Below are 23,316 nucleotides of genomic sequence, written 5' to 3' on the forward strand. Positions count from 1 at the left end.
TGTTCTTTAATGAATGATTATTTATTGTTACATAATCGTATTTGGAGTTCCTTGCAAGTCCACACCAAAAAGCACAATAATAGTTCCTAAATAATATTCATTAATGACATGATAGTGATAAAATTCCTCTCCGTCACTGTGTTGAGACGTAGATCTGTGTCCTCCAGAAGCATCTAAGTTTGTTGGATAATCGCCCGTTGAATTGCATTTTCTACCATAAATTAAAAAACCATCAGCCATAATGCCAATTAATTTTTCATCATCATGTGATAGCACCGTATTTTCAGGAACGTCAGACGATTCTACATGATAGTGATAGCCAGATGGTCCCATGTGAGCGCCAGCATAATCAAAAGTTTCTGCAATTTGTGCTTCCAGCGGTACATTAGGTCCTTCAGTGTCGTTAAATATCGGAGTGCCAGTTACCGAAATTCCAATTGGACCAAGTCCAGTTGCTGTACTTGTAGCAGCAAGTTCAGGAGCGGCAGGAACCGTTACTGTAAAACTGCGTTCTCCGATAGCTCCAGGCGTTTGTGCAAGTGCAACCACAGGATTTATGTATAAAGGTTCTGCAGGATTCCAGTATGGAGAAGTATGATTGGGTATACCGTTGGAATCAATAGTGATTTCATCACCACTAAATGAAATAGTAACCGAATTTGTGTTAAATTCATCAAATGCAGCTAACGGTGTGCTGCTTTCTGTAGAAGGTGTAGGATCAACTGGTGTTGTATCGTTGTTGTTGTCGTCGCTACAGGATACAATGAAAGTGATGGCTACTAAAAATAGGAAGTGTGTGAACTTTGAATGTTTCATTTCTTGCTGATTGGTTTGTTAATAGATGTTTTTTTTAAGACTTGTGTAGAAGTAATACCAAATAAACCATAAGATGCAACATATAAACTCGTTCATTTGGCAGTATAGTTCCTTGCAGCTTCTTTCCGTAGCTACAGCTATGCAAAAAATCTACTACGTCCTATACTACCAAAGCAACTTCGTCTCTAAAGTCGCATTTTATAGTTTATTTGGTATAATTCAATTATCATTAGATAATTCTTCCATTTCAATGATAGTTAGACCTTCTTTTTCATAAAAGGTTTAATTTGATGAAGAAGTTTACTATTTCTAACTAATACCAATTAAATAATAACTACTAATTCAAAAAAAGTTTAGAACCACTTCCTAGTAAAGAGCTTCGTCAACGTTTTAGGACTGAGCGTTACAATGAATCGGATGCGTTGATCAAAACCTGGCTGTGCAATTTCCCAACCGTTATTGGAGTAGACAGGGAAATACAATTCAAAGAAATCGGGCACCAAGTTCAAACGAATTCCTGAGTCGTAGACAAAGCGCATATTGCTTCCGTTATTTTTGATGAATCCAACGTCTCCATAGGCTTCTACCCATTTCCAAAGGCTGTAACTTACGTTAGAAGTTCCTATCCAATCGTTGGAGAATGGATTTTCTAGTTTGGACTTAAATCCTCCTTCAGCCACTACTAATTGCTGACTGAACAAGCCTGTGTCTTCTGATCGACCGTAATAGTTGTAATCAAACAAATAATCTGTAGGTCTGTCGAGTGCAAAACTGAAAAAGTCTGAATTGGTATCGTTGAATAAAAATTTTCCAAAGAAGAAACGCACATTTAATTGACGGTTGTCTCTAAAGAGTTTTCTATAGTCTAAATTGAAGGAAATTTTAGAGAATTTTTTGGTAATTTGAAAGTCCGTAAACCAAACCATGTGACGAATTGGATCTGGATTTGAATATACATAACGCGCATTGAACACACTGTAATTTGGCTCATCATCATCCGTTGAAAGCGTTGGTATTTCTGATTGTTCACGCTGAACGATCACATACCGTAAATCAATAAATTCTTTTTGATTGGATCTAAAATCGGGATCTCTAAAACCAAAGGTAATTTTCGGCACAAAACGCGTATATGCTAAGTCTTCCGCGTAGTTAAAGTAGTTTCCGCCCACGGTAAATCGCGTAAAATACAAATCGCTATTTTCACTTTCAATGTCATGACGATACGATATACTTCCCGAACCTACCAATTGCTTTGAACGCAGTCCGTACGACGGTTTTAAATCATATAAAAAACGTTTGGTCAAAAATACTTTGTTGTACAAGCGCATTCCTGGGGTAAAACCATCATATAAGTTAAATCGCGCCACTGGCACAAAGAATATTTGATTGTAATGTGGATTTTCTGCATCTTTAAAGAAAGTGAGACGTAATTTTTTATTGTTCGCAAAGAAACCATTTAACGATTTCCAATTGTCACGCTGATTGAATTCAGGAATGATTTTATCATAATTCAACACCAAACGATCAATACTATCGCTCGGAATGGTCACCGTTTTCTTTTTGCCAATATCCGTCACCCAATATTTAGAAACGACCGAATCATTTTTGATTCCGAAGAGTGAAATAGGGAAGTTGCCGTCGTATTTATTTTGAATGGTTACGCGCAACGAATCCTCTACTTTTTTTACTTTTTTGATTTTGTAATCAATTCGTTTTCTGGAATCTACATAGTTGTCAAAGTACCAATCAATATCTTTCGGAGCTTTCGATTTTAGTAAATTTTCAAAGTCTTTTCGCGTTGATATCTGTAAACGATTTTTTGCGTAGTATTCTTTGACAAAATCATCAATGACTGTTTCATCAAAATATGATTTTAGGTATTTCAATCCTACACCAGCTTTGTATTTGTTGGCGATATTGTTGTTGAATTTTGTCAGCGAATCTTTTGAAGTATTTAAGGGTTGATCAATATTTTTACGCGCCATCAACATGAACATAAACGGATATTGATCATTAAAATCGAGTTTGGCAAATTCATACGAACGAATTCCCCATACTTTCGACAATCCGCCAGTCAGTTTCATATTCGGATAGAAGGTTTCTGCATATCCCATCATCATATAAATTTCGATGGCATCAGAAATCCACTTTTCCGTACGTGTGTCCATCCACATAGATTCTTCTAGGTTTTTCTCCAGAATCGCCTTTAGGATTTTTATTTCGTATTGAAACGCGTCTGTAAATGGTCTGACGAAAGATGGCAATTGACCTAATCCGTACACGGGATTTTTTTTATTGTCAATTTGAGAAATCATCATCTTTTCTCTTGGGAATGCGCCTAGTTTTTCATGAATGAATTGCACCACTTTATCAATGGAAATTGCTTGTTCTTTTTCGTCCAAACGATACGGATCAATGTTGGTAGTAATACTTACTTTGTCTGTTTGAAACGTTTTAAATTGTGAGTTTTGACGCAGTAAAATGGTGATGTCTTTTACATTTTTGGATTTGAGTTGAATCATTCCGTTGCCATCATTTGTTACTGAATCCGCTCCTGAAACGACTTGAAACTTTTCGGGAACAATCAACGTAATGTTATGATCTGCTTGTTCCGTGTATAAATCGTCTAAGTTTTTGTTGCTGTATAAAATCCAACCATTTCTGTAAGCCGCAGGCGTCATATACCAATAACGCAAACTAAAATCTCCATTTTTGGCGAATCCGTAACGTGTAAATTCGTCGTATGGCAATTTGACTTCATAATTCAAATGAAGCGTTACCGATTCATTTGGTAGCAAAGGTTGATTCAGTGTAACTTTTATGATGTCTACTTGTTTTCTCAAACGTTGCCAATCTAATGTAGCAGCATTCGCAGAAATATTAGCCACAGCCGTATACCCACGTTTTTTGTCGGGCGCTAAGTGGAAGTTTCGATGAAATTCTTCTGCAAAGCGTTTTGCCAGCTGCGTATCTTTTCCTGAAAAGGCGTGACTCCAATCGTTGAGATAGATTTCTGAAAGTGTCGTTCCTGTTTCGTTGGTGTAGGTAATTTTTTGAACAACATTCAGCGTATTACTTTCTGCTTGCAGCGTTGCTGTGACAGTATTTGTATGCTGTCCAAAAGCTGTAAAACTCAGAAGTAACAGTAGGTATAGTCCGAAATGGGTGCGTATTGTGTTCAATTATTTTTTTATAAATTTTTTAGTTTCCGTGTAATTATCAATTTTCATATAGTAAATGCCTTTCGGTAAGTTGGCAACATTTACGTTGGTAATATCGTTATTTTTCACCTTACCTGACATTAATTTTCGTGCTAAAACGTCGTAAATCACATATTCATTGTTTGATGTGTTAGAATTTAACATAAATGCCAATTGATCGGCAGTTACATTTCCACGAACAAACTGAAAGGTACTCGTTTCAGCAAATTGGTCTGTACTTAGTAATTGTTCGTTGGTTTCCAGTTCCATTACGACAGGTAAATGATCGCTCATGTCGTATAGTGCATTCCGAAGTGTTTGTGAATAACTTACGCCAGAACCTGGAACTTCTGCACAATCAGACGAGTTGATTTCGCGATTGAAACAGTTTGGATTTAAGTTGTTACCATACGCTTTATACGAGTTTGGTTTGTAATATAAATCCGTTCCTGTCAACAGGTTTTCAGAAGTCATGATAAAATCAAAACGATCGTCAAATCCTCCAGTAGCGCCACCTAAACCGCCTTGTGTACGTGTAGATTGTGTAAACACATCTATAAAACTGCTATTTGTATGCCAATCGCCCAAACGATTGATCGGATCTGCCAGCGTAATGGCATTTGCAGGATCTGTCAATTCTTGAAATGTAATGTCGTTGCTTGTATACAGATTCAAATCACCTGCAAAGATGACTTTACTATTTGGATCAATTGTAGATAAATAGGATGTGAGTTCTTCCACCATTAAAAAACGTCGTATTTCATCTTCGGGAGAGTTTCCCGCTTTTAAATGTCCCACAAATACTTCTAACACAAGTGGATTCGTCGCTTGATTTACCGTATTTAGTTTTAACGTATATCGATTGAAATCGCGCAACGTTGTGGTGATAATGTCCTGACCTTCTAAAATAAACTTAGAACTATCGTAATAGATTAAGTTTTGTAGCAAGTTGGAGTCACTTCCCAAATCATCTGAAGTGTTGTTAAAATAGGTTGCTTGCGTATAATTTGGATTGATCATTTGCATGCGCGCGTCAATTAAACCTGCGCCAAACGCATCATTTAATTCACAAACCATAAATAAATCGGGTTGATAATCGGTAATGATGACTTCTAATTCATCGAGTCGATTTATCGATAATTCAGGATAATTTAGAAGATTGTAAAACATTGTTTTTATGTTTTCTTGCGCAATTGTTTGTTGTAATCCTATGCCTAGCAAGCAAAGGATGAGTATTTTTCTTTTCATTTTTTTCTTTTTCGGGTAACAATATTATTCTACAAAACTTCGGTTAGAAGTTAGGACTGAGGTTGGATTTTTTATAGAATGCGTCTAAGATATCCAGTACTTCATTTTCGTTATCTACAATGTGAATCAGGTCTAAATCGCCTGCACTGATGTTTGAAAATTTTTCTAAGAGTGTATCTTTTACCCAATCCATTAAGCCAGACCAGAATTCAGTTCCGACCAAAATGATAGGGAATTTGTCAATTTTTTTCGTTTGAATGAGTGTTATTGCTTCAAAAAGTTCGTCCAACGTTCCAAATCCGCCAGGCATTACGACAAATCCTTGTGAATATTTGACAAACATTACTTTACGTACAAAGAAATAGTCAAAGTTGATGCTTTTATCAGCGTCAATGTATGGATTGTCGTGCTGTTCAAAAGGCAGTACGATGTTTAATCCAACCGACGTTCCGCCACCAAGATGTGCACCTTTGTTTCCTGCTTCCATAATTCCAGGTCCACCACCTGTAATAACACCATATCCATGATCTACGATTTTGTGTGCAATTTTTTGTGCAAGTTTGTAGTATTTCTGATCAGGTTTTGTACGTGCCGAACCAAAGATGGATACACATGGACCTATTTGACTCATTTTTTCGAATCCGTTTACGAATTCGCCCATTATCTTAAAAAGTGCCCAAGAATCGTTGGTTTTTATCTCATTCCAGCCTTTGGCATTTTTTTCTTTTCTCATGTAATTATATTTTTAATCAAAACGTGCTAAGATACTATTTTATGTAGAATTTTGGCATAGCTTTTAGAGGAGATTAACATAATTCAAATCTTACTTGTAAAGACAAAATGAAGTAAAAAAAGATAACAGATCTAAATAAAGTATTGGGTAAGAGGGTAAAACGCTGAATGATAATTATCTACTTGTTGAGTATTATTCGAAGCTATCAAAAAAAGGATCAGGTTCTTGTGACCAATCTTTATTCCAAATGATGTCTTTAGTTATTAATTTTTGAATCATTTGCTTTAAATAACCATTATAAGTTGCTTCTTGTTTTTGAATTTTTTCTTTACCATAATTGTTTGTAACTACATTAATTTCATGATTTCCTAAAAAAACAATTTGCAAATATGGTTCATTTTCTAAATCCAAGCCGTCATATCTGTTTCTAGATAAAACAATATGTGAAAGCATTTGACCAGCACGTAATTTTTCATCAAGGAGTAAAGCTCGCATTTCATGTATTAATCTAAAGATACTTTCTTTGTAAGGGTAATCAGTACTATATTTTTCATAAACATATTCCATCTGTTTCCAACTTTCCTTAAAGTCATCAATGATTTGTTGATTATGTTTTTCTTCCATGTAGAATGATTTTTTTTATGTAATTACAAATCCAACCACTTTTTAAACACCGCAACTTTGTTTTTTCCGATGATGATGTCAATTTCAGAAACAGGTTGCATTTCTATTTTAAGCGCACTGTTTCCGTATTTGATGATTTTGTCTATCGCATAAATAGCAACAATGGTTTGTCGGTTGGCTCTAAAGAATAGTTTTGGGTCGAGCGATGTGTATATTTGATCCAAACTGTCATTGGCAGTGAAACGTTTTCCGTCTTTTCGAACCACATACGAGATGGAATTTTCTACATAAATATATGAAATATCTGTGATGGAAATTGGCATCAATTCGTTTCTAATGTAGGTGAGTAGGCGTTGTTTTGGTACTTCTTTTTCTTTTTCTTCTGCTTTTCCCGTTGCTGTTTCTAGGATAGGTTCGGTATTGATCTGTAATTCTTCAATACTTTTTTGGTAGTTTTCTAACGAATCGTTCAATTTGGATAGATTTAACACGCCGTCTTCGAATTTGGCTGTTTTGCGCTCAATGATTTGTTCGTAATAGGTAGCTAAGACTCTGATGATGATTAATAGGAATACTAAAAGAATCAATCCGAGAATTAAGTATGTTGTTTTTACTTGTTCCGTAAACGAATTTGTTTGTAGTTTGATGTTATCAATATTCAAATGTGCAGCTAGGATCATGTCTGAATTGGCAATTGGACGTAAGGCAATAATTTCTGATGCATTTATGTTGCTTTCTTCTACATTTTTGATGTGTTGATACAATTCTTCACCCGTAACCACACTTTTCATGTTGGAAACCGTATTGCTTTTTTGTTCGTTTTTGGAACGTAATTTCGTCACATCGGGATGACAAATAATCATGCCCGACCAATCAAAAACAGAGAGATACACACTTTCATTATCGCTTCCCGCGACCGCTTTCTGAATACTATTGACAATGGTATCTTTTGGTACCTTATTTTCCAAAGCAGTTGCACTTAAAATGCTTACTTGCTGAATTTCCTGCGTCGCTAAATTGATGGTGTTTTGAAGTTTGACAATACTTTTATATTTAATGGTTAGCGGATGCACCACCAAACTAATAACAAGGACATATACCAACACAAAACTGATGGTTGTATAGAGGTAGATTCTATAATTTTTCATGAAAGATCACTATTCTTATTTACAACACTAAAATACTATTTCGAATGATTTTATCACTAAAACCCACGGGTTATTATTCCTTTTTACACGGTTATTTTCCGTTTTAGAAAGTTTGAACATCTTATACCGTAAGGAAAATAGTATTTTTACATTATTATTTCACACAAATTAATTATATCCTCAGAAAACTTTTTTTCCTGTTATGGCATTAAAAAAGCGACATACACTTATATTTGCAATCATTTTCACGGCGATGGGTTTGATTTGGGTGTTTTTGTATGTGAATAGAGGAATTGCAGATACGACAAAGATTCAGGCAGCAGAAACGTTTACTACGAATGAACTTTTGTCAAAGTTTCAACACAAGCAAGAAAAACTCGAAGATTTTATAGAAAAGGTGATTGAGATTGAAGGAGAAATTAAAGAAATTACCTTTCAGGACGGGAAATATAGTTTAATTTTAAAAGGTGAATCAGATATTAACTATATATTGTGCGAAATGCAAGCCAATCAAAATAGTGATGTTGTCAAACTTGAAGCTGGACAGCATATACAATTGAAAGGAATTTTAAAAGGATTTTTGATGGATGTGATCCTATTGCATTGTGTAATTATATAAGCAGCATTGTATGAATAAATTTTTACTAGTCGTTATTTTTAGTAGCTTTTTTAGCTTGACGGTTATTTCACAAACCAGCGAATTTATTGAAAGACAAGGACAAGTTACCTTTTTCTCGTATACTTCTGTAGAAAATATTCAAGCGACCAACAATCAAGTATTGAGTCTTTTTAATCCAAATTCGCAAGAAATTGCAGTGAGTATTTTGATGCGTGCGTTTGTGTTTAAAAAATCGTTGATGCACGAGCATTTTAACGAAAGTTATATTGAATCTGATTTGTATCCAAAAGCTTCCTTTAGCGGGAAAATTACAGGTTTTGATACTACTGAAACCGAACCACAAACACGAATCATAAAAGGAAATTTTACCCTAAAAGACAGCACCAAACCAGTAGATGTCAAAGCAACTATTGTAAAAACTGAAGAAGGCTATACCATTTCGGGAACCTTGGATATTATGATTGATGATTATAATATTGAAGTGCCGCCGTTGTTGTCGCCCAATATTTCAAAGAAGATCGAAGTTACGTTTAACTTTAATTATGCGTCGTATGAAAAGTAAATTGATACTCCTTGTACTGTTGTGGAGCGTGACTCCAAGTGTATTTGCTCAAGATTTGTTAGACAAATTGAATGATGAAGCGACAACCGTAGATAATTACACGATGTCCACGTTTAAAGCTACGCGCATTTCTATTGGACATTCGGTGGAAACACGCAAAAAGAACACACTTGAAATCTCGTTTATGTCGCGCTATTGGAACATTCCGAATTCGAGTGGAAATGCCTTTGTGACAGATAAAATGTCGGCGCGTTTCGGATTGGATTATGGAATTTCGGATCGTTTAACCTTTGGTATTGGAACTTCTGCGCCCAATGGAGTTGTGGACACTTATTTTAAATACAGACTCTTACGTCAGACTGATGATGGAAAAACCCCGTTTAGTATTTCATTGCTACAAACCGCTACCTATAGAACACGACCTTTGAATGGTATCATTGTTCGTGGCAGTTCGGGAGATAAATTTGCGTTTACTTCACAAGCGTTGATTGCCCGAAAATTTACTAGAGATTTTTCATTACAGATTTCACCAACCTATATTCATAGAGCATCTTCACGTTCTCCTTTGGACGATCACAACCATTTTGCGTTGGGTTTTGGCGCACGGTATAAGCTTGGCAATCATGTGTCTTTGGTTTCGGAATATTATTATGTTGCCAACGAATTGGAATCGCGCACAACTTATGGAGCCTTTGCTTTAGGTGCCAATTGGGAAGTGAGCAAGTTGATGTTACAATTCAAAATGACCAACAATCCGTTTTTTGTAGAAGATACGTTTATTACGCAAACCGCTCGAAATTTTAATACCAACGACGGAAATTTCTTTTTTGGCTTTCATGCCACGTATCATTTGCAGTTGTAGGAGAGCAAAAGTAAGTACTTAATGACTAGTATTTATTTTTTATCACGATCCTCATCATTCATTTTAGTAGGATTTTGTCTAGTATCAAAAACGTCACTTATGATGATTTGATGCGCATATATCCGATAGATTATTTTGTAATTTCCACTAACTACATATCTGTGATTTTGTTTTAATTTTTGAAGATTAAACTCTAATTGACCAGATTTTGGATTATTTATAAGTTGATTCGTTGAGTTAAGTATCTGTTTTCGTATTTTATGAGCGGTTTCGTTAGACACTTTGTTGGAAAAATAATCAAAAATATCTTTAAGATTTTCGATTGCGAAATCAGTCCAAATTATTTTCATTTATTACCAATCTTCAGATAATTGTTCTAACTCGTCCTGAGTTTTGAATTTTCCATTTTTAAAATCATTTTCAGACTTTTCAATTCTTTGAATTAGCTCATCTACAGTAAATGGCTTAAATTCAGGTTCGTTCCTTTGTTTTCTTAAAATGAATCTTTCTATTTTTTCAATGAATTTTTCATCTTGTAATTGTGCGAGATAAGATATTAAATTCAGTTTTCTTGTTTGTAAATCCATATTAGTGATTTTTTCAAATTTACGAATTTATTTTGTGGGTTGTACATTAATTAAGTTTGTTTCAAAATGACCAACAATCCGTTTTTTGTAGAAGATACGTTTATTACGCAAACCGCTCGAAACTTTAATACCAACGACGGAAATTTCTTTTTTGGCTTTCATGCCACGTATCATTTGCAGTTGTAGGGTATTTTATTCTTTCATGATTACATCAAATTAGCGTATTCCTTTTTACAATGAGCCAAATACTCAAGGAAAGTTCCGCCATAAGCATTGTTACCATCACAATCAGTTGAAGAGATTCAGGTAGACGAAAATCTACAAAAAAGACGGTATAGGTAAACGATGCTACGATTAGCAAAATTCCAAGACTTTTTGAAATATATCCTGACTTGATGATTGAATAACCAAGTATGAAAATATGTAAAGCGAAAAAAATGTATCCGATTAACTTTAAAGATGCATACCTATACACATCAATACTTTGAAATACTAAAGCGATCAGTGCAACTACCAAAGTAAATGCATACAATAGTCTCAGTGTAGCTGTTAGCCATGCCAGTTTTTTATTAGCCGGTTTTAGCACGATATAGAGCGCAATTCCTATGATAGCATCTAACATAAGTACTACTAGATACCCTAGAACAGCAAAATGAAATACCGTTCTATTTTGGTCAATATCCTGTATCAAAACTTGTGGATCACCAGGAACTACAAAATTTGCCAATAAAAAGTCATCAACTATAGTTACAATGATAACAGAGCTTATAAATGCTATGCCTACTACCAAAGCCGCTTTGCTTACTGAAAGATTGGTTATAATTTTTTTCATTTTTTTATCTTTTCATTAAATACGATATCACATGTAGTTGATAACAAATAGAGCAGTAGATAGTGATATACTTTCGGACTTGCACTGATCGCCCAAACATTGTTTTATATTTCTATCATGCAACTGGACCTAAAATCAAAGATTTTTCTCCGATACTCAATTGTTGACAGCTTTTAGAGAAACTGCTACCATCGAGTTGAATATGAAATCGTAGCTCTTTTTCTTTTTCGATAGAAGCTACAGGAAGCCAACGATAGGGTAAATCTAACTTCGTTACTTTCGGATTCAGTAATTTAAGGATGGCATATTGTCCTTTTTGCGAATGAAATTGAGGTGGTTTTTCAAAGCTTAATTCTAACATTTTTGGATCAATTTCTTTACGATCTAAAAGGGTAACAGTCCTGTTGTCATTATAATTAATTTCTTCAGGCTTTGTCCAGGTTTTATCCTGATTCATTTGCAATGCCACCAGAAAACCTCCTTGAATGGTGCCTTCAAACCCTCCACCAGGAAATGCCCATGCCGATGCAAAATATAAATTTGGAAGTAAGAAATTATCTCTAAATCGCTTATTTCCTGTTTGTTCTTTACTTTGAGCATATCCATACACAGACCCACTAGGGTTTAACGTATAGCGTTGAATGGTTTTTGGGGTAGAAACTTCATAATATTCTATACTGTCTCTAATTCCAGGGAATTGTTTTTCTATTCGTTGTAATAAAATTTGGGCTATTTCTTCTTTTTTTGCTTTGTAATCTTCTTCATTCAAGTTTTCCCAACTTTCTAGATAGTCAGCAGCACAAATCACACCTTCCGATTTGTCGGGAGGCGTAAGTCCAGCATCTACTTTCCCGTAGTCTACAAAAATAAACCTGCGTTTTTCCCAATCTCCTATATGATTTTGTTTAATGTCTTTTAGCGTATTGACATCTTCTCCTTGAAAAACATTTGAGTAGTACTTTACTCCAAACTTTTTTATATCTGTTGAAAAACCAAGATACATACACAATAGTGAACATGAATTGGACTTTGAACTAATTTTTTGTTGTAGCTCTGTGGCATAAGGTTCATTGAGCATAGAAGGTACTAAAGGAATAGCACAATTAGCCACCACATTGTCACATGAAATTGTGATAGCCTCTATGCTTTTATTAAAACTATCTCGGAACGTAACACCAGTTGCTTTTCCATCTTTTATATTAATTTTCTCTGCAATTTTTCCTAACAATACACTGCCACCGTTTTTTTCAATATAAGAGGCGAGGTAATTAGAAAGTTGTTGTGAACCACCTTTAATAAAATGACCTCCGCCTTCAATGAAGCCCGAAAATGGTGTCCCAAAATAAAACATGGACAACGTATATGGATCATCGCCCCAATAGACAATATGAGCCACAAGATCTAGTTTGGCATTTTCATTAGTAATGTATTTGTCTAACCATGAACCAACCGTATGTCGGGAAGCTTCCGTGAGATTAGAATACAACAATGGCATCAATGGGTATATGAGCTTTCGTTTTAATGGTGAGCGAGGCAATTTGACGGCTTCTCTTCGCACTCCTGCAATCAATTTTATAAAACGGTTGATCCCTTTTTTATCTTCGGGATACTTATCTATGAGTGCTTTTGTTGCGGCATCATACCCATGTGGTAAGACAAAATCGTTTTTATCAGAAACAATTCCGTAAAACTCTGGTACTTTTTCAAATTGAACATGTTCCTCTACATCAAGCATTTTAAAAATATTTTTAAGCGAGCTATTTTCTACAAGTCCACTCATTTCGTGAAGACCTACTTCAATAATAAAATTGCCTCTTTTAAAAGTGGTAGCACAGCCTCCAGGTTTATGATGCTGCTCAATTAAAAGTACTTTTTTTCCGAATTTTGAAAGTGTGGCTCCCGCAACAAGTCCTGCTAGTCCACCACCTATAATAATAGTATTGTATTTCATGGCTAAATGAAGTTTATGAGGTTGATAATTAACTGGTTAAATGGAGATTGAAGGTATCAAATAAACTGCTATTTATTCATGATAAAGGTCAGTTTTGCTGTTTTTTTGATAAGAACCTTATACCAATTTAAATATAAATTGGTATAAGCTTTATAGGAGCGAATGAAATTATGAATTAAATGTAAAGAACCCTAAGCATTACAAGTCTGCCTTGCTGTGCGCTTTGAAGGATTTTATAAATTGAATAATGATGCGTGTTTAGTCTCTGAACCGTACTATTTGTAGTTGTTAGCGTGTATCTTATTGTTTGTTTTTATATCAGACCATATCTTATTATTTCCAGTCCTATATATTTTTCTAAAGCTGCGATACTTACCATTATAAGCCCTAAATTATGATGTAAGTTTTACATCCAACAGCCTCGCCAGTTCTTTACCATATTCCATAAATGCAAGGGTTTCATCGGTACGAGCCAATTTAATTTTATCAAAAATAATCAAGGCTTCGCCATTACTTTCTAAATGATAAATTTGATGATTTTCGAAAAAGCGAATGATATCCTCTGTAAAGAATGATCTTATTTCAGCTTCATTATTTCCCATGAGTAGGAATTTTTTAGAAAAGTCGGGATACATGGTAAAGTCAATGTCTTTATAGCCTGTAAATGCCATCACGCGGTCAAATAACTTTTCTAATACGGCTTCTTTTTCCATCGTAAACACAGGAATCTTTTGATTCAGTTTAATGACCATGAGCGTTGTGTTAAAGGTCTCAGCAGTAAATGCTTGTCCTTCATTGAAGGTGACATCTGCAATTTCCCATGACATGTCTATATCTTCAAAGGATCCTTTCAAACAATTGTATTTGCGCTCAATAGGTCTAATTTCAAAAAAGTGAAATTTCTTTAAATAGGTTGTATTCCAATCTATTTGACTCGCGTATTGATACCCTTTTTCAGTAGCTAAATTTCGCAATCGTTTTTGTCGTTGAGATAATTTAGTAGCACTCGTCAAACTAATTTTTAAAGCTCTATTATGCGTAGATGACGACACATGCGAATCCAATCCTGTGATAAAAACCTCAGCGCCTGTAGCTCTTTGTGCTTTTAGGTATTCTACCAGATAATCCATGTACGTAATCCCTACGAGTCTGGTTTCTGACAAATCTATATTCACATTGGCTCCAGAAGGAATTTGCGCCACTAATTTGTCAACTTTTATGATGCCTAAAAAATTTGCAATTCCTCTAATCTTTAAATCGAAACTGCCATCAGGTAGCTGTATCAATTTTGTACGTGACGTATACACCATTTTAAAAAATTGTGGAATGGGCAGCCTTGCCAATAACATGTGTGTGATCAATGCCAATACCAATCCGCCAAGCAAACCAATTAATAAATTAGTATATAGGGTCAAAATCATCGTACCCATAAAGAAAACGAGTTGCTCAGTTCCTTGACTATACATCTGTTTAAAGACGGATGGTGAAGCCAATTTAAATCCTGTATACACCAATAAAATAGCAAAAGCACACAGCGGTACTTGCCTCATTATTGGACTTAATAGCACAATAAAAATTAATAATAAAATTCCTTGATACAGATTGGACCATTTTGTCTTTGCACCATTGTGGATATTGACGGTACTTCTAATAATTACGGCAATAATAGGCAAACCTCCAATAAAACCTGCAACTACGGTACTCAGTCCAATACCTGTTAAATCTTTATTTAAATCTGTTTTTCGTTTGTACGGATCAATTTTGTCAACTGCTTTCGCAATGGCTAAGGATTCAATACTTGAAATAATTAGAATGGAAAATACGGTTGTCCAAAATTCAATGGTATGTATTTTACCAAAATTGGGATGCATTATAGAATCCATAATCGTATCAGGAATATCCAGTAATAGATCAGGACCTACCTCGTATGTTTTTCCAATGAATGAAAGTGTTTGTTCATCAAAGAAATTGAAAGCATAAACAAATGGAATGGAGAGCGCTATAACCCACATAGGCGTAGGCAATAGGTGGAAAATTCGGTTACTAATTTTAGAATGAAAAAGTAATAACAATAATCCTGTCAAAGCGATAATCAACACAAAAGGATTGGCTTGTGGTAAAAATATAACTGCATCGATAAGGTTTTGTATAATACTTGGGCTATCGGAATGTGTGCCCATAGCCACATGGATTTGTTTTGCAAATATGATAATTCCGATGGCTGCTAAAATACCGTGAATTACGGACGAATGGAAAATGTCTGCTAATCGCCCCAATTTCAATATCCCCAATAGCATTTGAAGCGCTCCTGAAACCACTACGGCAGCCAATACATAATTAAAGGCTTGCCCTGAACCATCATCCATTAAGGCAATTCCTAATAGTATCACGCCAATAACTCCTTTGGCGGGACCGTTGACTGATATATGTCCTCCGCGATAGAATGTAGTTACCACGCCGCCCACAATTGCAGAAAAAATACCTGCCATTGCTGGTGCTCCAGCGGCTAAAGCAATCCCTAATGAAAGCGGTAACGCAATGAGTGAGACACTTATCGCTGCAATTAAATCACTTTGCCAATTTTCAATTAATCCCTGAAAGCCAGATTTTGGTGTTTTTTCCATGTATGAATGCTCCAAATAATTTATAGTTATTACCTTAATTGACTAAAATAGTAAATATTTGGAATTATTAAAGGTAAGGAGGGAAAAGTTGTTTGTAGAATTGAAGGAAAATGTTTTTTTAGATGCATTTTTTCAGAAGGATACTAATGTACAAATAAGAGTAATTTTAATATTCTCTCAGTTTTGGTAAATAGTAATACTTAGTAAGTAAATTGTTATTAAAACTTAAAACGACTTATTGTCTAAATTCCCCAGAGGATATTTTTATTTAACAATAGAAATTATATCTCCTTTCAGTTCATAAATCTTTTGCAATACTTTTACCAAATATTCTCCAAATGAAATTTTTGTTGACTTGATATATTGGATTTTATTTTTAGTCAGCTGAACCCCCAATTTACTTAAAAAATTATCATCTTTACTTTTAAAGTATGTATTCGTTGTAATTTCAATATTTTTATAAAGTAATGATATTTGTTTTTTTAAATTTAATTCTTGGTAATCATCATTGCTCATTAATGGAACATAGATTCCATTTTTAGAAAACTTTTTTTTATCAAAAATTAAAATCCCTGGCAGGTTGAAATATTTTGTATCATTAAAATATGCTTTTAATATTTCATGAATAATGCTCTGACTGTATTTAATTTCTAAAAGTTCTTTGATCTCTTCAACATCAAGAATATCTGGAGTTTCAAATTCTGAATTGGACATAAATAGGATTAATATATTATTCCCAGATTTATTTTCTAATTCTTCACCAATTATATAGTCAAATAAATTTACATCAATATTATTATCAATAGCTATAAAAATGATTGCACCAGGATAATTTTCTTTAATAGTTTCAATTTTTTCAGGATTGATCAAGGTCTCCCAATCTTTAACTAAGCCTGTAGCATTTTTTAAACCAACTTCTTCATCGAGATGAGAAGATATAATATTTTTAAAAGGAGTTATAGCATGCATAAAATTAATTTAAAATATTATTTAATATAATATAGAAGCTATCCCATTTTATTTTTTCATTAGGTTGTAGCACTAATGATTTTGTAATATAACCAAATGCTTCTTTATGTTTTTTGTTTTGATCTTCAATAATTGCTAATTCCTGAAAAGCAAAACTACAATATGGATAACGCTTCATAAAAGATTTGAAAAGTAACTTGCTTTCACTGTAACTTAGAGATTGCGACATTTTAATTCTATCTACAAAATCTGTTGCTGAAACTTTATGATGAAGATTAGTAAAATATTCCAATTCTTCATTCTTAAACTCAGTTGCTAGATTACTCCAATAGATGTCTTTCATGAATTCATAATGCGCTTTTATCTCATCATCATTTACTAAAATATTTTTTTCTTTACATAATTTACTGAAATATTCTAAAGAATAGAGTTCATTAGTTAAAAAAGTATAATCATATTGAAAAAGAAGATATAAAGGAACGATAACCCTATCATCATAATCGCTATACTTCTGACTAATATTTCTTTTTATTTCCTGAATTTCTTCAATATCTAATGAAGTTTCTTCTTTCTTATGGTTACAAATGTATTTATGAACTCTATCAGAAAGAAAAATTCTATGTTTGCTATACTGTAGAAGCGATTGATAGGCGTTTATATTTTCTTTTGGATGAAAAGAAAGCATTAATATCCAATGTGAAAACTTAGGAGGACTTATTAAATATCTATTTTCCTTACGTTTTTTTAGTGCATTACAATCACAATGAATTTCTTCATAAAAGTCTTTAAAGTTTGTGAATATTATATTTTCATTAAGTATTGTGTGATTGCTATGGAGTATTCTTACCAATCTTAATAAACCACTGATTTTACTATGGAAAAGATAAATATCAGTTTCAGTATGTAATACTGAATTTTCTTTGATTCTTTCTTTTAAAAATTTGACAAGAATCAAATAGGATTCTTTTATGTGTAATTCGTTAGATTTATCATCTGTTATTTCTACATCTCTAAACGTCTCAATAAATTGCTCTTCAGTAAGGTTAGAATTTGTTAATTTCTGTTTATTTATATAGAGTCTTATTTTGGCATAAAATAAATTTTTCAACATTTTATTACCAATAAAATATCCATAATAATAACTCCATAGTAGCGGCTCCAAAATTTCTTTGAGCTTATTACTGTTTTTTAAATTCTCTAGTTCATTCCAAATACTTAATTTAAGTAAATTACTATGTATAATTGTATCATTTCTTTCTGTGGAAGCAGATAATATTCTGTAATTTGAATATCCGAACCAGCTGTATAAATACTCTTTTACAATACTATAAAAAATATTTTGCTCTTGCTCTTTTTCTAGATTGCTTACTACTTGTGGAATATTTTTGTAAGACTTAATAATGCTATTGTGACTTAATAGGAAATCAATATGTTGAATGTTGATATTATGTGTATAATTGCGATTGACTTGAAGTTTAAAAATCTCTAAAATAATTGAACTCGCCGATAGAAATTCTGAATAATGCTTTAAAATAGTTTCCATTTCCGGGAAGTCTTGAAATGGCTCATCTTTATGCAAATTTGAAACATTTCCTAAATACTCAAACTGACTTAATATTCTATTTAGGAAATTACAAACTTCTTGATAACCTTCTATCTTGATTATTATATTAGGAATCATAAAATATGATTTTAATTAAATGCGTTTGCTGTTTAGCTATCAATTAATAGATACGATATTTTTATTATCATTAAATGTAATACAAAACGCATGAATTACACTATGGTTTCCCGAAAAATCAAAGCAAATTGAGTCTATTTCCCACAAGCGCCACATTCATGATGCTCATCAATATAGGCAATAGATTCTTTACAAAGCTGTTCCAAGATTGAAATATCAATGTCGTCAAGTTTTTTAATATAAATACAGGCTTTCCCCATTTTGAATTTGCCAAAATCTTTCAGTAAAGCATCGCTCTTTTCTGTTTTGGAATAGATATAGAGTGAAAATTGTGCTTTTCTAGGAGAGAAACCCAAGATAGGAGCATTGCCTTCATGTCCGCTCGCATATACATAATGATAGCTTCCGAAACCAATAATGGTTGGTCCCCACATTTTGGGTTCAAAACCAGACCAATTACTTATAAGCTCAATTAATTTCAAACTATCAAGTTTCTTCTGTTCTTTATCCACATACGAATTGATAAAATCAAAAACGTCAACTTCTGTTTGTGTTGTTTTATTCTTTGCCATAACGTTCAAATATTAATTATCTTTTTAGTTAGCCTATATCAACAATTAGTAGGATTCCTTCCTTATGATTTTACCATTTTCGTTGTAAAAAGTCCAAGTTCCATATCGTTCATCCGCATAATATGTTCCGCGCTCCCATATTGTACCATTTTCATGATACTCTTTATACATACCTTCTAATCTTCCTTTTTTAAAATTAGCTAAAATTTTCTGGTTTCCATTTTCGTAAAACTCTTTCCATAAACCTATTTTGTCACCATTACTATAATTACCTTGTATTTTTATGCGTCCAGAAGTATAATATTCTTGATAACTTCCGTGCAATTGTCCATCAAAATAATTTGTTGTTAAAAGTAACTTGTTCGATTCAGAATACGTGCGCCAAGTGCCTTTTTTTCTTCTATCCTTATAATGTCCCTGCTCAAGAATAGCAAGTTGCATACTATCTTTTTTAAAATAGATTGAGTCCTCATAGAATAACTCATAAACTTCGCCATTCATATTTCTTTTTTCAAATCTCTCAATTTCATTTTCAGAAGTAAAAAAATAATGTTCATATTTGATGTTTCCATTTTTAAAATAACTTATATAGTACGTAGAATCCTCTTCATCATTTCCAATATGATGTGATTTTAGGTTTCCATTTTGGAAAAACTCTTTTTTGTTGTATAGTTTTCCATAGATTGAATCTCGTGTTAAAATTGATTTGACAACTCCATTTTCAAAATAATATTTCCATTCGCCATTTTCAGTCCCAAAATCATAACTTCCTTCAAACGCTACGTTTCCGTTTTGAAAATATTTAATAATTCTCCCAGAATATCTTTTTTCACCTAAATACATATAAGGTCCTTTAGTTTTTTTGACAGGAATCCATAATGAAGAATGAGCGGCTCCCCAATATTCTTCTGTTTTGGGAGTTAAGTTTTCAAATAATAGTATGCCATTCTCATCATAGGTGAATTTCTCTTTACAGCTGACAACAAAAAGCATGCAAATTATTATAAATGTATTGCAGACTATTTTTATAAAAATAGGTTTCATATAAAGAGATAAAAATCTTTAATCTGTTAACTTTTTAATCATTCTCCAACGTCTTTTCAATAATTAATGCAGGTAACTCCAATGATTTGTACAAATCATTATATGCTTTCATTTCTGTGTAGATAATGGCATCGCGTTCCACTTTATAAACGTGCCAATCGTCTTGAATGTCTCTACTACGCTGTTTGGCGCCTTTGGTGATTTTTGGATCCGCTTGGTCTACATAGCTTAACAACTGAATGGCTTGTGCATTGAGTTTGTTATTAAAATTGATAACATCTTGAAATGTTTTTTGTTTGGCTTGAATCAAATTTTCTTCCCAACTATTAATGCGCTTTAGGATGGCTTCTCCTTTTTCTAACAATGGTTTTGCTGCGTCCGTATCTTTCAAAAGTTTTGCATAGCTATTTAGTTGCGTCTTTGCAGAACGCATTTGATTCACAGAAGCATGCATGTCTCTCACTACAGCTTCAATAGCGACGAGTATTGATTGTTGATCTCCATACTCCATCATAGATGCATTTATTGCAGGATTTGGAAGAATAGTCGCTTCCGTTTCTACAGATTCGCCATCGAGCGTTAATCGTAAAGTATACGTACCTGGTGCAACACTCGTTCCAGAAGTTCCGCCAAAAACAAACACTTTATTGATGGAAGGCAAGGATTCTCTAGCAAAATTCCACGTAAATCTATGGTAGCCTTTTTTTGAAGGTAAAATTTCAGGTTTTGAAGGTCCGCCTGGCCACGATTTGAAGTTTTTAGGCTTTTTGTTGGTATACGTTCGGATTATTTTTGAGTCTTGCAATACTTCTAATTTCAAATTGAGCGTGTCGGCTTCTTTATCTAAGTAATAATCGAATGTAACACCGCTTTTTGGATTTGTACCTTGTCCTACTGCTTTGGAAGTTCCGCCAAATATGCGATAGCTTGCTTTTGGTTTAAATATTTCTACAGTTTTGGTGGCAGCAGTCATGTTTTGAAGCACGCCCAAATCATCCAAAATCCAAAAGCCACGCCCAGACGTTGCCGCTACCAAATCGTTGTCTTGAATAGTGAGATCGTTAATCGCAACTACTGGTAAGTTTAAATGTAAACGCTGCCAATACGCGCCATCGTCATTGGAAACATACAACCCTGTTTCGGTTCCTGCATATAACAATCCTTTACGCTTTTTATCAGCTCTTACAACTCTTGTAAAACCATTGGGATCATTCAAACCGTTTACAATTTTAGTCCAAGTTTGACCGTAATTGGTCGTTTTAAAAATATACGAGTTGAGGTCTAACGATTTGTATCGCATCACAACCACATACGCCGTAGCAGGATCGTGTTCAGAAATATCAATGCTGTTGATGATTCCGTCCGGAATGCCTTTGGGTGTAATATTCTCCCAATTGCCACCGCCATCTTTGGTAATGTGTAGCAAACCATCATCACTTCCTGCATAGAGCACACCTTTTTCATGTTGCGATGCTACCAGAGCCGTCAATGTATTGTAATTTTCGCCACCTGCGGCTTCGTTGGTATACGGACCGCCGCCAACACCATGCTTCTCTTTTTCGTTTTTTGTCAAATCAGGACTTATGGTTGTCCAATTGATACCACCATCCGTCGTTTTAAAAACCACATTTCCAGCGTGATATACTGTTTTTCTATCGTGTGGCGAAGTAATGATAGGCGCATTCCAATTGTAACGATATTTTGTGTTTTCGGGTGAAATTCCTAAACCTAATTCTGGATATTGCTTGATGGCTTTTTGTTCTCGAGACGCTTTGGTCCATTTGCTGATATTCCCTTGATACGTTCCACCATATACTGTTTCTGGATTGTCTGGATCAAAGGCAAGAAAGGCACTTTCGCCACCAGCAACGGAATACCAATCTTTCCAATCAATTCCTCCATCATTGGTTCTGCTGGCAATGGCGATGGCAGAATTGTCTTGCTGTCCGCCATATACATTATACGGCACTAAATTATCCGTAATCACACGATAAAATTGTGCAGTTGCTTGATTTTGTTGCGTACTCCAACTTTTTCCTCCATTAAACGAAATATTAGCGCCACCGTCGTTTGAGTTGATCAAATTGGCATTGTCATGCGGATTGATCCATAAGTGATGATTATCTCCATGAGGCACAGGAATGTTCGTAAAACTTTTGCCGCCGTCAATAGATTTCATCACGGGCGCATTCAATACATATACGACATTTTCATTTTGTGGATCGGCAAAAATCTCCATATAATACCAAGATCGCGCAATATTGACGCGATTGCTGTTAACTTGTTTCCAGGTTTTTCCAGCATCATCCGAACGGTAGACACCACCTTTTTTTCCTTCCGCTTCAATCACTGCAAAAACCCGTTCAGGATTCGCTCTAGAAACCGAAATTCCCGATTTTCCAAACGCTTTTGGCAATCCTTCTTTCAACTTTGTCCATGTATTTCCACCATCGGTAGATTTGTACATTCCAGCGTCTTCGCCACCAGATTCCATATACCAAGGATAACGACGATGCTGCCACATAGCTGCGTATAAAATTCGCGGATTGGTCATGTCCATAGATAGGGAAGATGCGCCAGTTGTATCATTCACAAACAACACTTTTTTCCAACTTTTACCACCATCCATCGTTCTGTAAATTCCACGTTCCTCAGTTGGTGCATATTGCGCACCTTGGGCAGAAACATACATAATTTCAGGGTTTGTTGGATGTATGATCACATCAGAAATATGGTGTGTATTCTCCAATCCGATGTGTTTCCATGTTTTTCCAGCGTCCATTGATTTGTATACGCCATCGCCCATAGAAGTCATGACTCCACGCGCTGCATGTTCGCCCATACCAACTACTACAATATTGGTGTCGCTTTCAGAAACGGTAATCGCGCCGACAGAACCTGTTTTGAAAAATCCGTCAGAGATGTTTTTCCAAGTAATACCAGCGTCCGTAGTTTTGTAAACTCCGCCACCTGTTGAACCCATGTAATAGGTGAGTGGTTGCCCAATAACTCCTGTAGATGCTACACTTCGTCCACCTCTAAACGGACCAATATTTCGCCATTTTAGACCGTGGAATAATGAATCGGTCAATTGTATAGCAGGAGTTGCGATTTTCTTTTTCCTTTTTTGTGCGTGATTCTGTAAGGGTAGAAAAAGGACACAAAGGATAAGCAGTTTAAATGGTTTCATCGTATTGGTTGTTGTGGTTTTTTGTTTTTCGAAGATAAGTTTTTTATCTGATTC

Annotated in this window: 19 protein-coding genes; 3 read left to right on the forward strand and 16 right to left on the reverse strand. The window is 34.4% G+C overall.

Features of this window, described 5'->3' with window-relative positions:
* Nucleotides 1-27 precede the first annotated feature (27 nt).
* From KORDIASMS9_RS16360 to KORDIASMS9_RS16385, 6 genes are all read right to left on the reverse strand, one after another.
* Nucleotides 28-816, reverse strand: coding sequence for a YHYH protein (locus KORDIASMS9_RS16360; protein ID WP_114903874.1), 789 nt, complete (start codon nucleotides 814-816; stop codon nucleotides 28-30).
* A gap of 353 nt (nucleotides 817-1,169) precedes the next feature.
* The gene (locus KORDIASMS9_RS16365) at nucleotides 1,170-3,998 is read right to left on the reverse strand and encodes a metalloprotease (protein ID WP_240321070.1); all 2,829 of its coding nucleotides are present in this window, start codon (nucleotides 3,996-3,998) and stop codon (nucleotides 1,170-1,172) included.
* A complete protein-coding gene (locus KORDIASMS9_RS16370) occupies nucleotides 3,999-5,264 on the reverse strand; it encodes a T9SS type A sorting domain-containing protein (protein WP_114903875.1) in 1,266 nt (421 codons plus the stop codon).
* Nucleotides 5,265-5,307: 43 nt separating this feature from the next.
* A complete protein-coding gene (locus KORDIASMS9_RS16375; protein ID WP_114903876.1) occupies nucleotides 5,308-5,997 on the reverse strand; it encodes a TIGR00730 family Rossman fold protein in 690 nt (229 codons plus the stop codon).
* 192 nt (nucleotides 5,998-6,189) lie between these two features.
* Nucleotides 6,190-6,621 (reverse strand): hypothetical protein, encoded by a 432-nt coding sequence (locus KORDIASMS9_RS16380; protein WP_114903877.1) that lies wholly within the window; start codon nucleotides 6,619-6,621, stop codon nucleotides 6,190-6,192.
* Nucleotides 6,622-6,644: 23 nt separating this feature from the next.
* Nucleotides 6,645-7,769 (reverse strand): LytTR family DNA-binding domain-containing protein, encoded by a 1,125-nt coding sequence (locus tag KORDIASMS9_RS16385; RefSeq protein ID WP_114903878.1) that lies wholly within the window; start codon nucleotides 7,767-7,769, stop codon nucleotides 6,645-6,647.
* 202 nt (nucleotides 7,770-7,971) lie between these two features.
* Here KORDIASMS9_RS16385 and KORDIASMS9_RS16390 point away from each other — a divergent pair, with 202 nt between their 5' ends.
* The 3 genes from KORDIASMS9_RS16390 to KORDIASMS9_RS16400 are packed head-to-tail and all read left to right on the forward strand — an operon-like array spanning nucleotide 7,972 to nucleotide 9,812.
* Nucleotides 7,972-8,388: a hypothetical protein gene (locus tag KORDIASMS9_RS16390; protein WP_114903879.1), complete on the forward strand. Its 417-nt coding sequence runs from the start codon at nucleotides 7,972-7,974 to the stop codon at nucleotides 8,386-8,388.
* 10 nt (nucleotides 8,389-8,398) lie between these two features.
* The gene (locus KORDIASMS9_RS16395) at nucleotides 8,399-8,950 is read left to right on the forward strand and encodes a YceI family protein (RefSeq protein ID WP_114903880.1); all 552 of its coding nucleotides are present in this window, start codon (nucleotides 8,399-8,401) and stop codon (nucleotides 8,948-8,950) included.
* Nucleotides 8,940-9,812 carry a DUF5777 family beta-barrel protein gene (locus KORDIASMS9_RS16400; protein WP_114903881.1) on the forward strand — a complete coding sequence of 291 codons (873 nt, stop codon included), beginning with the start codon at nucleotides 8,940-8,942 and terminating at the stop codon, nucleotides 9,810-9,812. Before KORDIASMS9_RS16395 ends, KORDIASMS9_RS16400 begins: the two co-directional genes overlap by 11 nt.
* Nucleotides 9,813-9,844: 32 nt before the next feature.
* Here KORDIASMS9_RS16400 and KORDIASMS9_RS16405 read toward each other — a convergent pair whose 3' ends face one another.
* From KORDIASMS9_RS16405 to KORDIASMS9_RS16450, 10 genes are all read right to left on the reverse strand, one after another.
* Nucleotides 9,845-10,162, reverse strand: coding sequence for a type II toxin-antitoxin system RelE/ParE family toxin (locus KORDIASMS9_RS16405; RefSeq protein ID WP_114903882.1), 318 nt, complete (start codon nucleotides 10,160-10,162; stop codon nucleotides 9,845-9,847).
* 3 nt (nucleotides 10,163-10,165) lie between these two features.
* Nucleotides 10,166-10,399 carry a hypothetical protein gene (locus KORDIASMS9_RS16410; RefSeq protein WP_114903883.1) on the reverse strand — a complete coding sequence of 78 codons (234 nt, stop codon included), beginning with the start codon at nucleotides 10,397-10,399 and terminating at the stop codon, nucleotides 10,166-10,168.
* A 211-nt stretch (nucleotides 10,400-10,610) separates the two neighbouring features.
* Entirely contained in the window at nucleotides 10,611-11,231 is a 621-nt protein-coding gene (locus tag KORDIASMS9_RS16415; protein ID WP_114903884.1) for a DUF4386 domain-containing protein, read from the reverse strand.
* Nucleotides 11,232-11,346: 115 nt separating this feature from the next.
* Nucleotides 11,347-13,182: an NAD(P)/FAD-dependent oxidoreductase gene (locus KORDIASMS9_RS16420; RefSeq protein WP_114903885.1), complete on the reverse strand. Its 1,836-nt coding sequence runs from the start codon at nucleotides 13,180-13,182 to the stop codon at nucleotides 11,347-11,349.
* A 392-nt stretch (nucleotides 13,183-13,574) separates the two neighbouring features.
* Nucleotides 13,575-15,806 carry a SulP family inorganic anion transporter gene (locus KORDIASMS9_RS16425; protein ID WP_114903886.1) on the reverse strand — a complete coding sequence of 744 codons (2,232 nt, stop codon included), beginning with the start codon at nucleotides 15,804-15,806 and terminating at the stop codon, nucleotides 13,575-13,577.
* Between the two features lie 264 nt (nucleotides 15,807-16,070).
* Nucleotides 16,071-16,775 carry a hypothetical protein gene (locus tag KORDIASMS9_RS16430; protein WP_114903887.1) on the reverse strand — a complete coding sequence of 235 codons (705 nt, stop codon included), beginning with the start codon at nucleotides 16,773-16,775 and terminating at the stop codon, nucleotides 16,071-16,073.
* A 4-nt stretch (nucleotides 16,776-16,779) separates the two neighbouring features.
* The gene (locus KORDIASMS9_RS16435; RefSeq protein WP_114903888.1) at nucleotides 16,780-18,456 is read right to left on the reverse strand and encodes a hypothetical protein; all 1,677 of its coding nucleotides are present in this window, start codon (nucleotides 18,454-18,456) and stop codon (nucleotides 16,780-16,782) included.
* Between the two features lie 134 nt (nucleotides 18,457-18,590).
* Nucleotides 18,591-19,028, reverse strand: a complete 438-nt coding sequence (locus tag KORDIASMS9_RS16440) for a DUF1801 domain-containing protein (protein ID WP_114903889.1) — start codon at nucleotides 19,026-19,028, stop codon at nucleotides 18,591-18,593.
* A gap of 45 nt (nucleotides 19,029-19,073) precedes the next feature.
* A complete protein-coding gene (locus tag KORDIASMS9_RS16445; protein WP_114903890.1) occupies nucleotides 19,074-20,072 on the reverse strand; it encodes a toxin-antitoxin system YwqK family antitoxin in 999 nt (332 codons plus the stop codon).
* A 34-nt stretch (nucleotides 20,073-20,106) separates the two neighbouring features.
* Nucleotides 20,107-23,262, reverse strand: coding sequence for a glycosyl hydrolase (locus KORDIASMS9_RS16450; RefSeq protein ID WP_114905270.1), 3,156 nt, complete (start codon nucleotides 23,260-23,262; stop codon nucleotides 20,107-20,109).
* Nucleotides 23,263-23,316: the final 54 nt, after the last annotated feature.

Source organism: Kordia sp. SMS9 (genome assembly GCF_003352465.1).
Taxonomy (GTDB): Bacteria; Bacteroidota; Bacteroidia; order Flavobacteriales; family Flavobacteriaceae; genus Kordia.

What these genes read in the sequence shown, in the direction of transcription:
- KORDIASMS9_RS16360 (WP_114903874.1), bottom strand. Translation starts at nt 816, where the DNA reads ATGAAACATTCAAAGTTCACACACTTCCTATTTTTAGTAGCCATCACT.
- KORDIASMS9_RS16370 (WP_114903875.1), bottom strand. Translation starts at nt 5,264, where the DNA reads ATGAAAAGAAAAATACTCATCCTTTGCTTGCTAGGCATAGGATTACAA.
- KORDIASMS9_RS16375 (WP_114903876.1), bottom strand. Translation starts at nt 5,997, where the DNA reads ATGAGAAAAGAAAAAAATGCCAAAGGCTGGAATGAGATAAAAACCAAC.
- KORDIASMS9_RS16380 (WP_114903877.1), bottom strand. Translation starts at nt 6,621, where the DNA reads ATGGAAGAAAAACATAATCAACAAATCATTGATGACTTTAAGGAAAGT.
- KORDIASMS9_RS16385 (WP_114903878.1), bottom strand. Translation starts at nt 7,769, where the DNA reads ATGAAAAATTATAGAATCTACCTCTATACAACCATCAGTTTTGTGTTG.
- KORDIASMS9_RS16390 (WP_114903879.1), top strand. Translation starts at nt 7,972, where the DNA reads ATGGCATTAAAAAAGCGACATACACTTATATTTGCAATCATTTTCACG.
- KORDIASMS9_RS16395 (WP_114903880.1), top strand. Translation starts at nt 8,399, where the DNA reads ATGAATAAATTTTTACTAGTCGTTATTTTTAGTAGCTTTTTTAGCTTG.
- KORDIASMS9_RS16400 (WP_114903881.1), top strand. Translation starts at nt 8,940, where the DNA reads ATGAAAAGTAAATTGATACTCCTTGTACTGTTGTGGAGCGTGACTCCA.
- KORDIASMS9_RS16405 (WP_114903882.1), bottom strand. Translation starts at nt 10,162, where the DNA reads ATGAAAATAATTTGGACTGATTTCGCAATCGAAAATCTTAAAGATATT.
- KORDIASMS9_RS16410 (WP_114903883.1), bottom strand. Translation starts at nt 10,399, where the DNA reads ATGGATTTACAAACAAGAAAACTGAATTTAATATCTTATCTCGCACAA.
- KORDIASMS9_RS16415 (WP_114903884.1), bottom strand. Translation starts at nt 11,231, where the DNA reads ATGAAAAAAATTATAACCAATCTTTCAGTAAGCAAAGCGGCTTTGGTA.
- KORDIASMS9_RS16420 (WP_114903885.1), bottom strand. Translation starts at nt 13,182, where the DNA reads ATGAAATACAATACTATTATTATAGGTGGTGGACTAGCAGGACTTGTT.
- KORDIASMS9_RS16425 (WP_114903886.1), bottom strand. Translation starts at nt 15,806, where the DNA reads ATGGAAAAAACACCAAAATCTGGCTTTCAGGGATTAATTGAAAATTGG.
- KORDIASMS9_RS16430 (WP_114903887.1), bottom strand. Translation starts at nt 16,775, where the DNA reads ATGCATGCTATAACTCCTTTTAAAAATATTATATCTTCTCATCTCGAT.
- KORDIASMS9_RS16435 (WP_114903888.1), bottom strand. Translation starts at nt 18,456, where the DNA reads ATGATTCCTAATATAATAATCAAGATAGAAGGTTATCAAGAAGTTTGT.
- KORDIASMS9_RS16440 (WP_114903889.1), bottom strand. Translation starts at nt 19,028, where the DNA reads ATGGCAAAGAATAAAACAACACAAACAGAAGTTGACGTTTTTGATTTT.
- KORDIASMS9_RS16445 (WP_114903890.1), bottom strand. Translation starts at nt 20,072, where the DNA reads ATGAAACCTATTTTTATAAAAATAGTCTGCAATACATTTATAATAATT.
- KORDIASMS9_RS16450 (WP_114905270.1), bottom strand. Translation starts at nt 23,262, where the DNA reads ATGAAACCATTTAAACTGCTTATCCTTTGTGTCCTTTTTCTACCCTTA.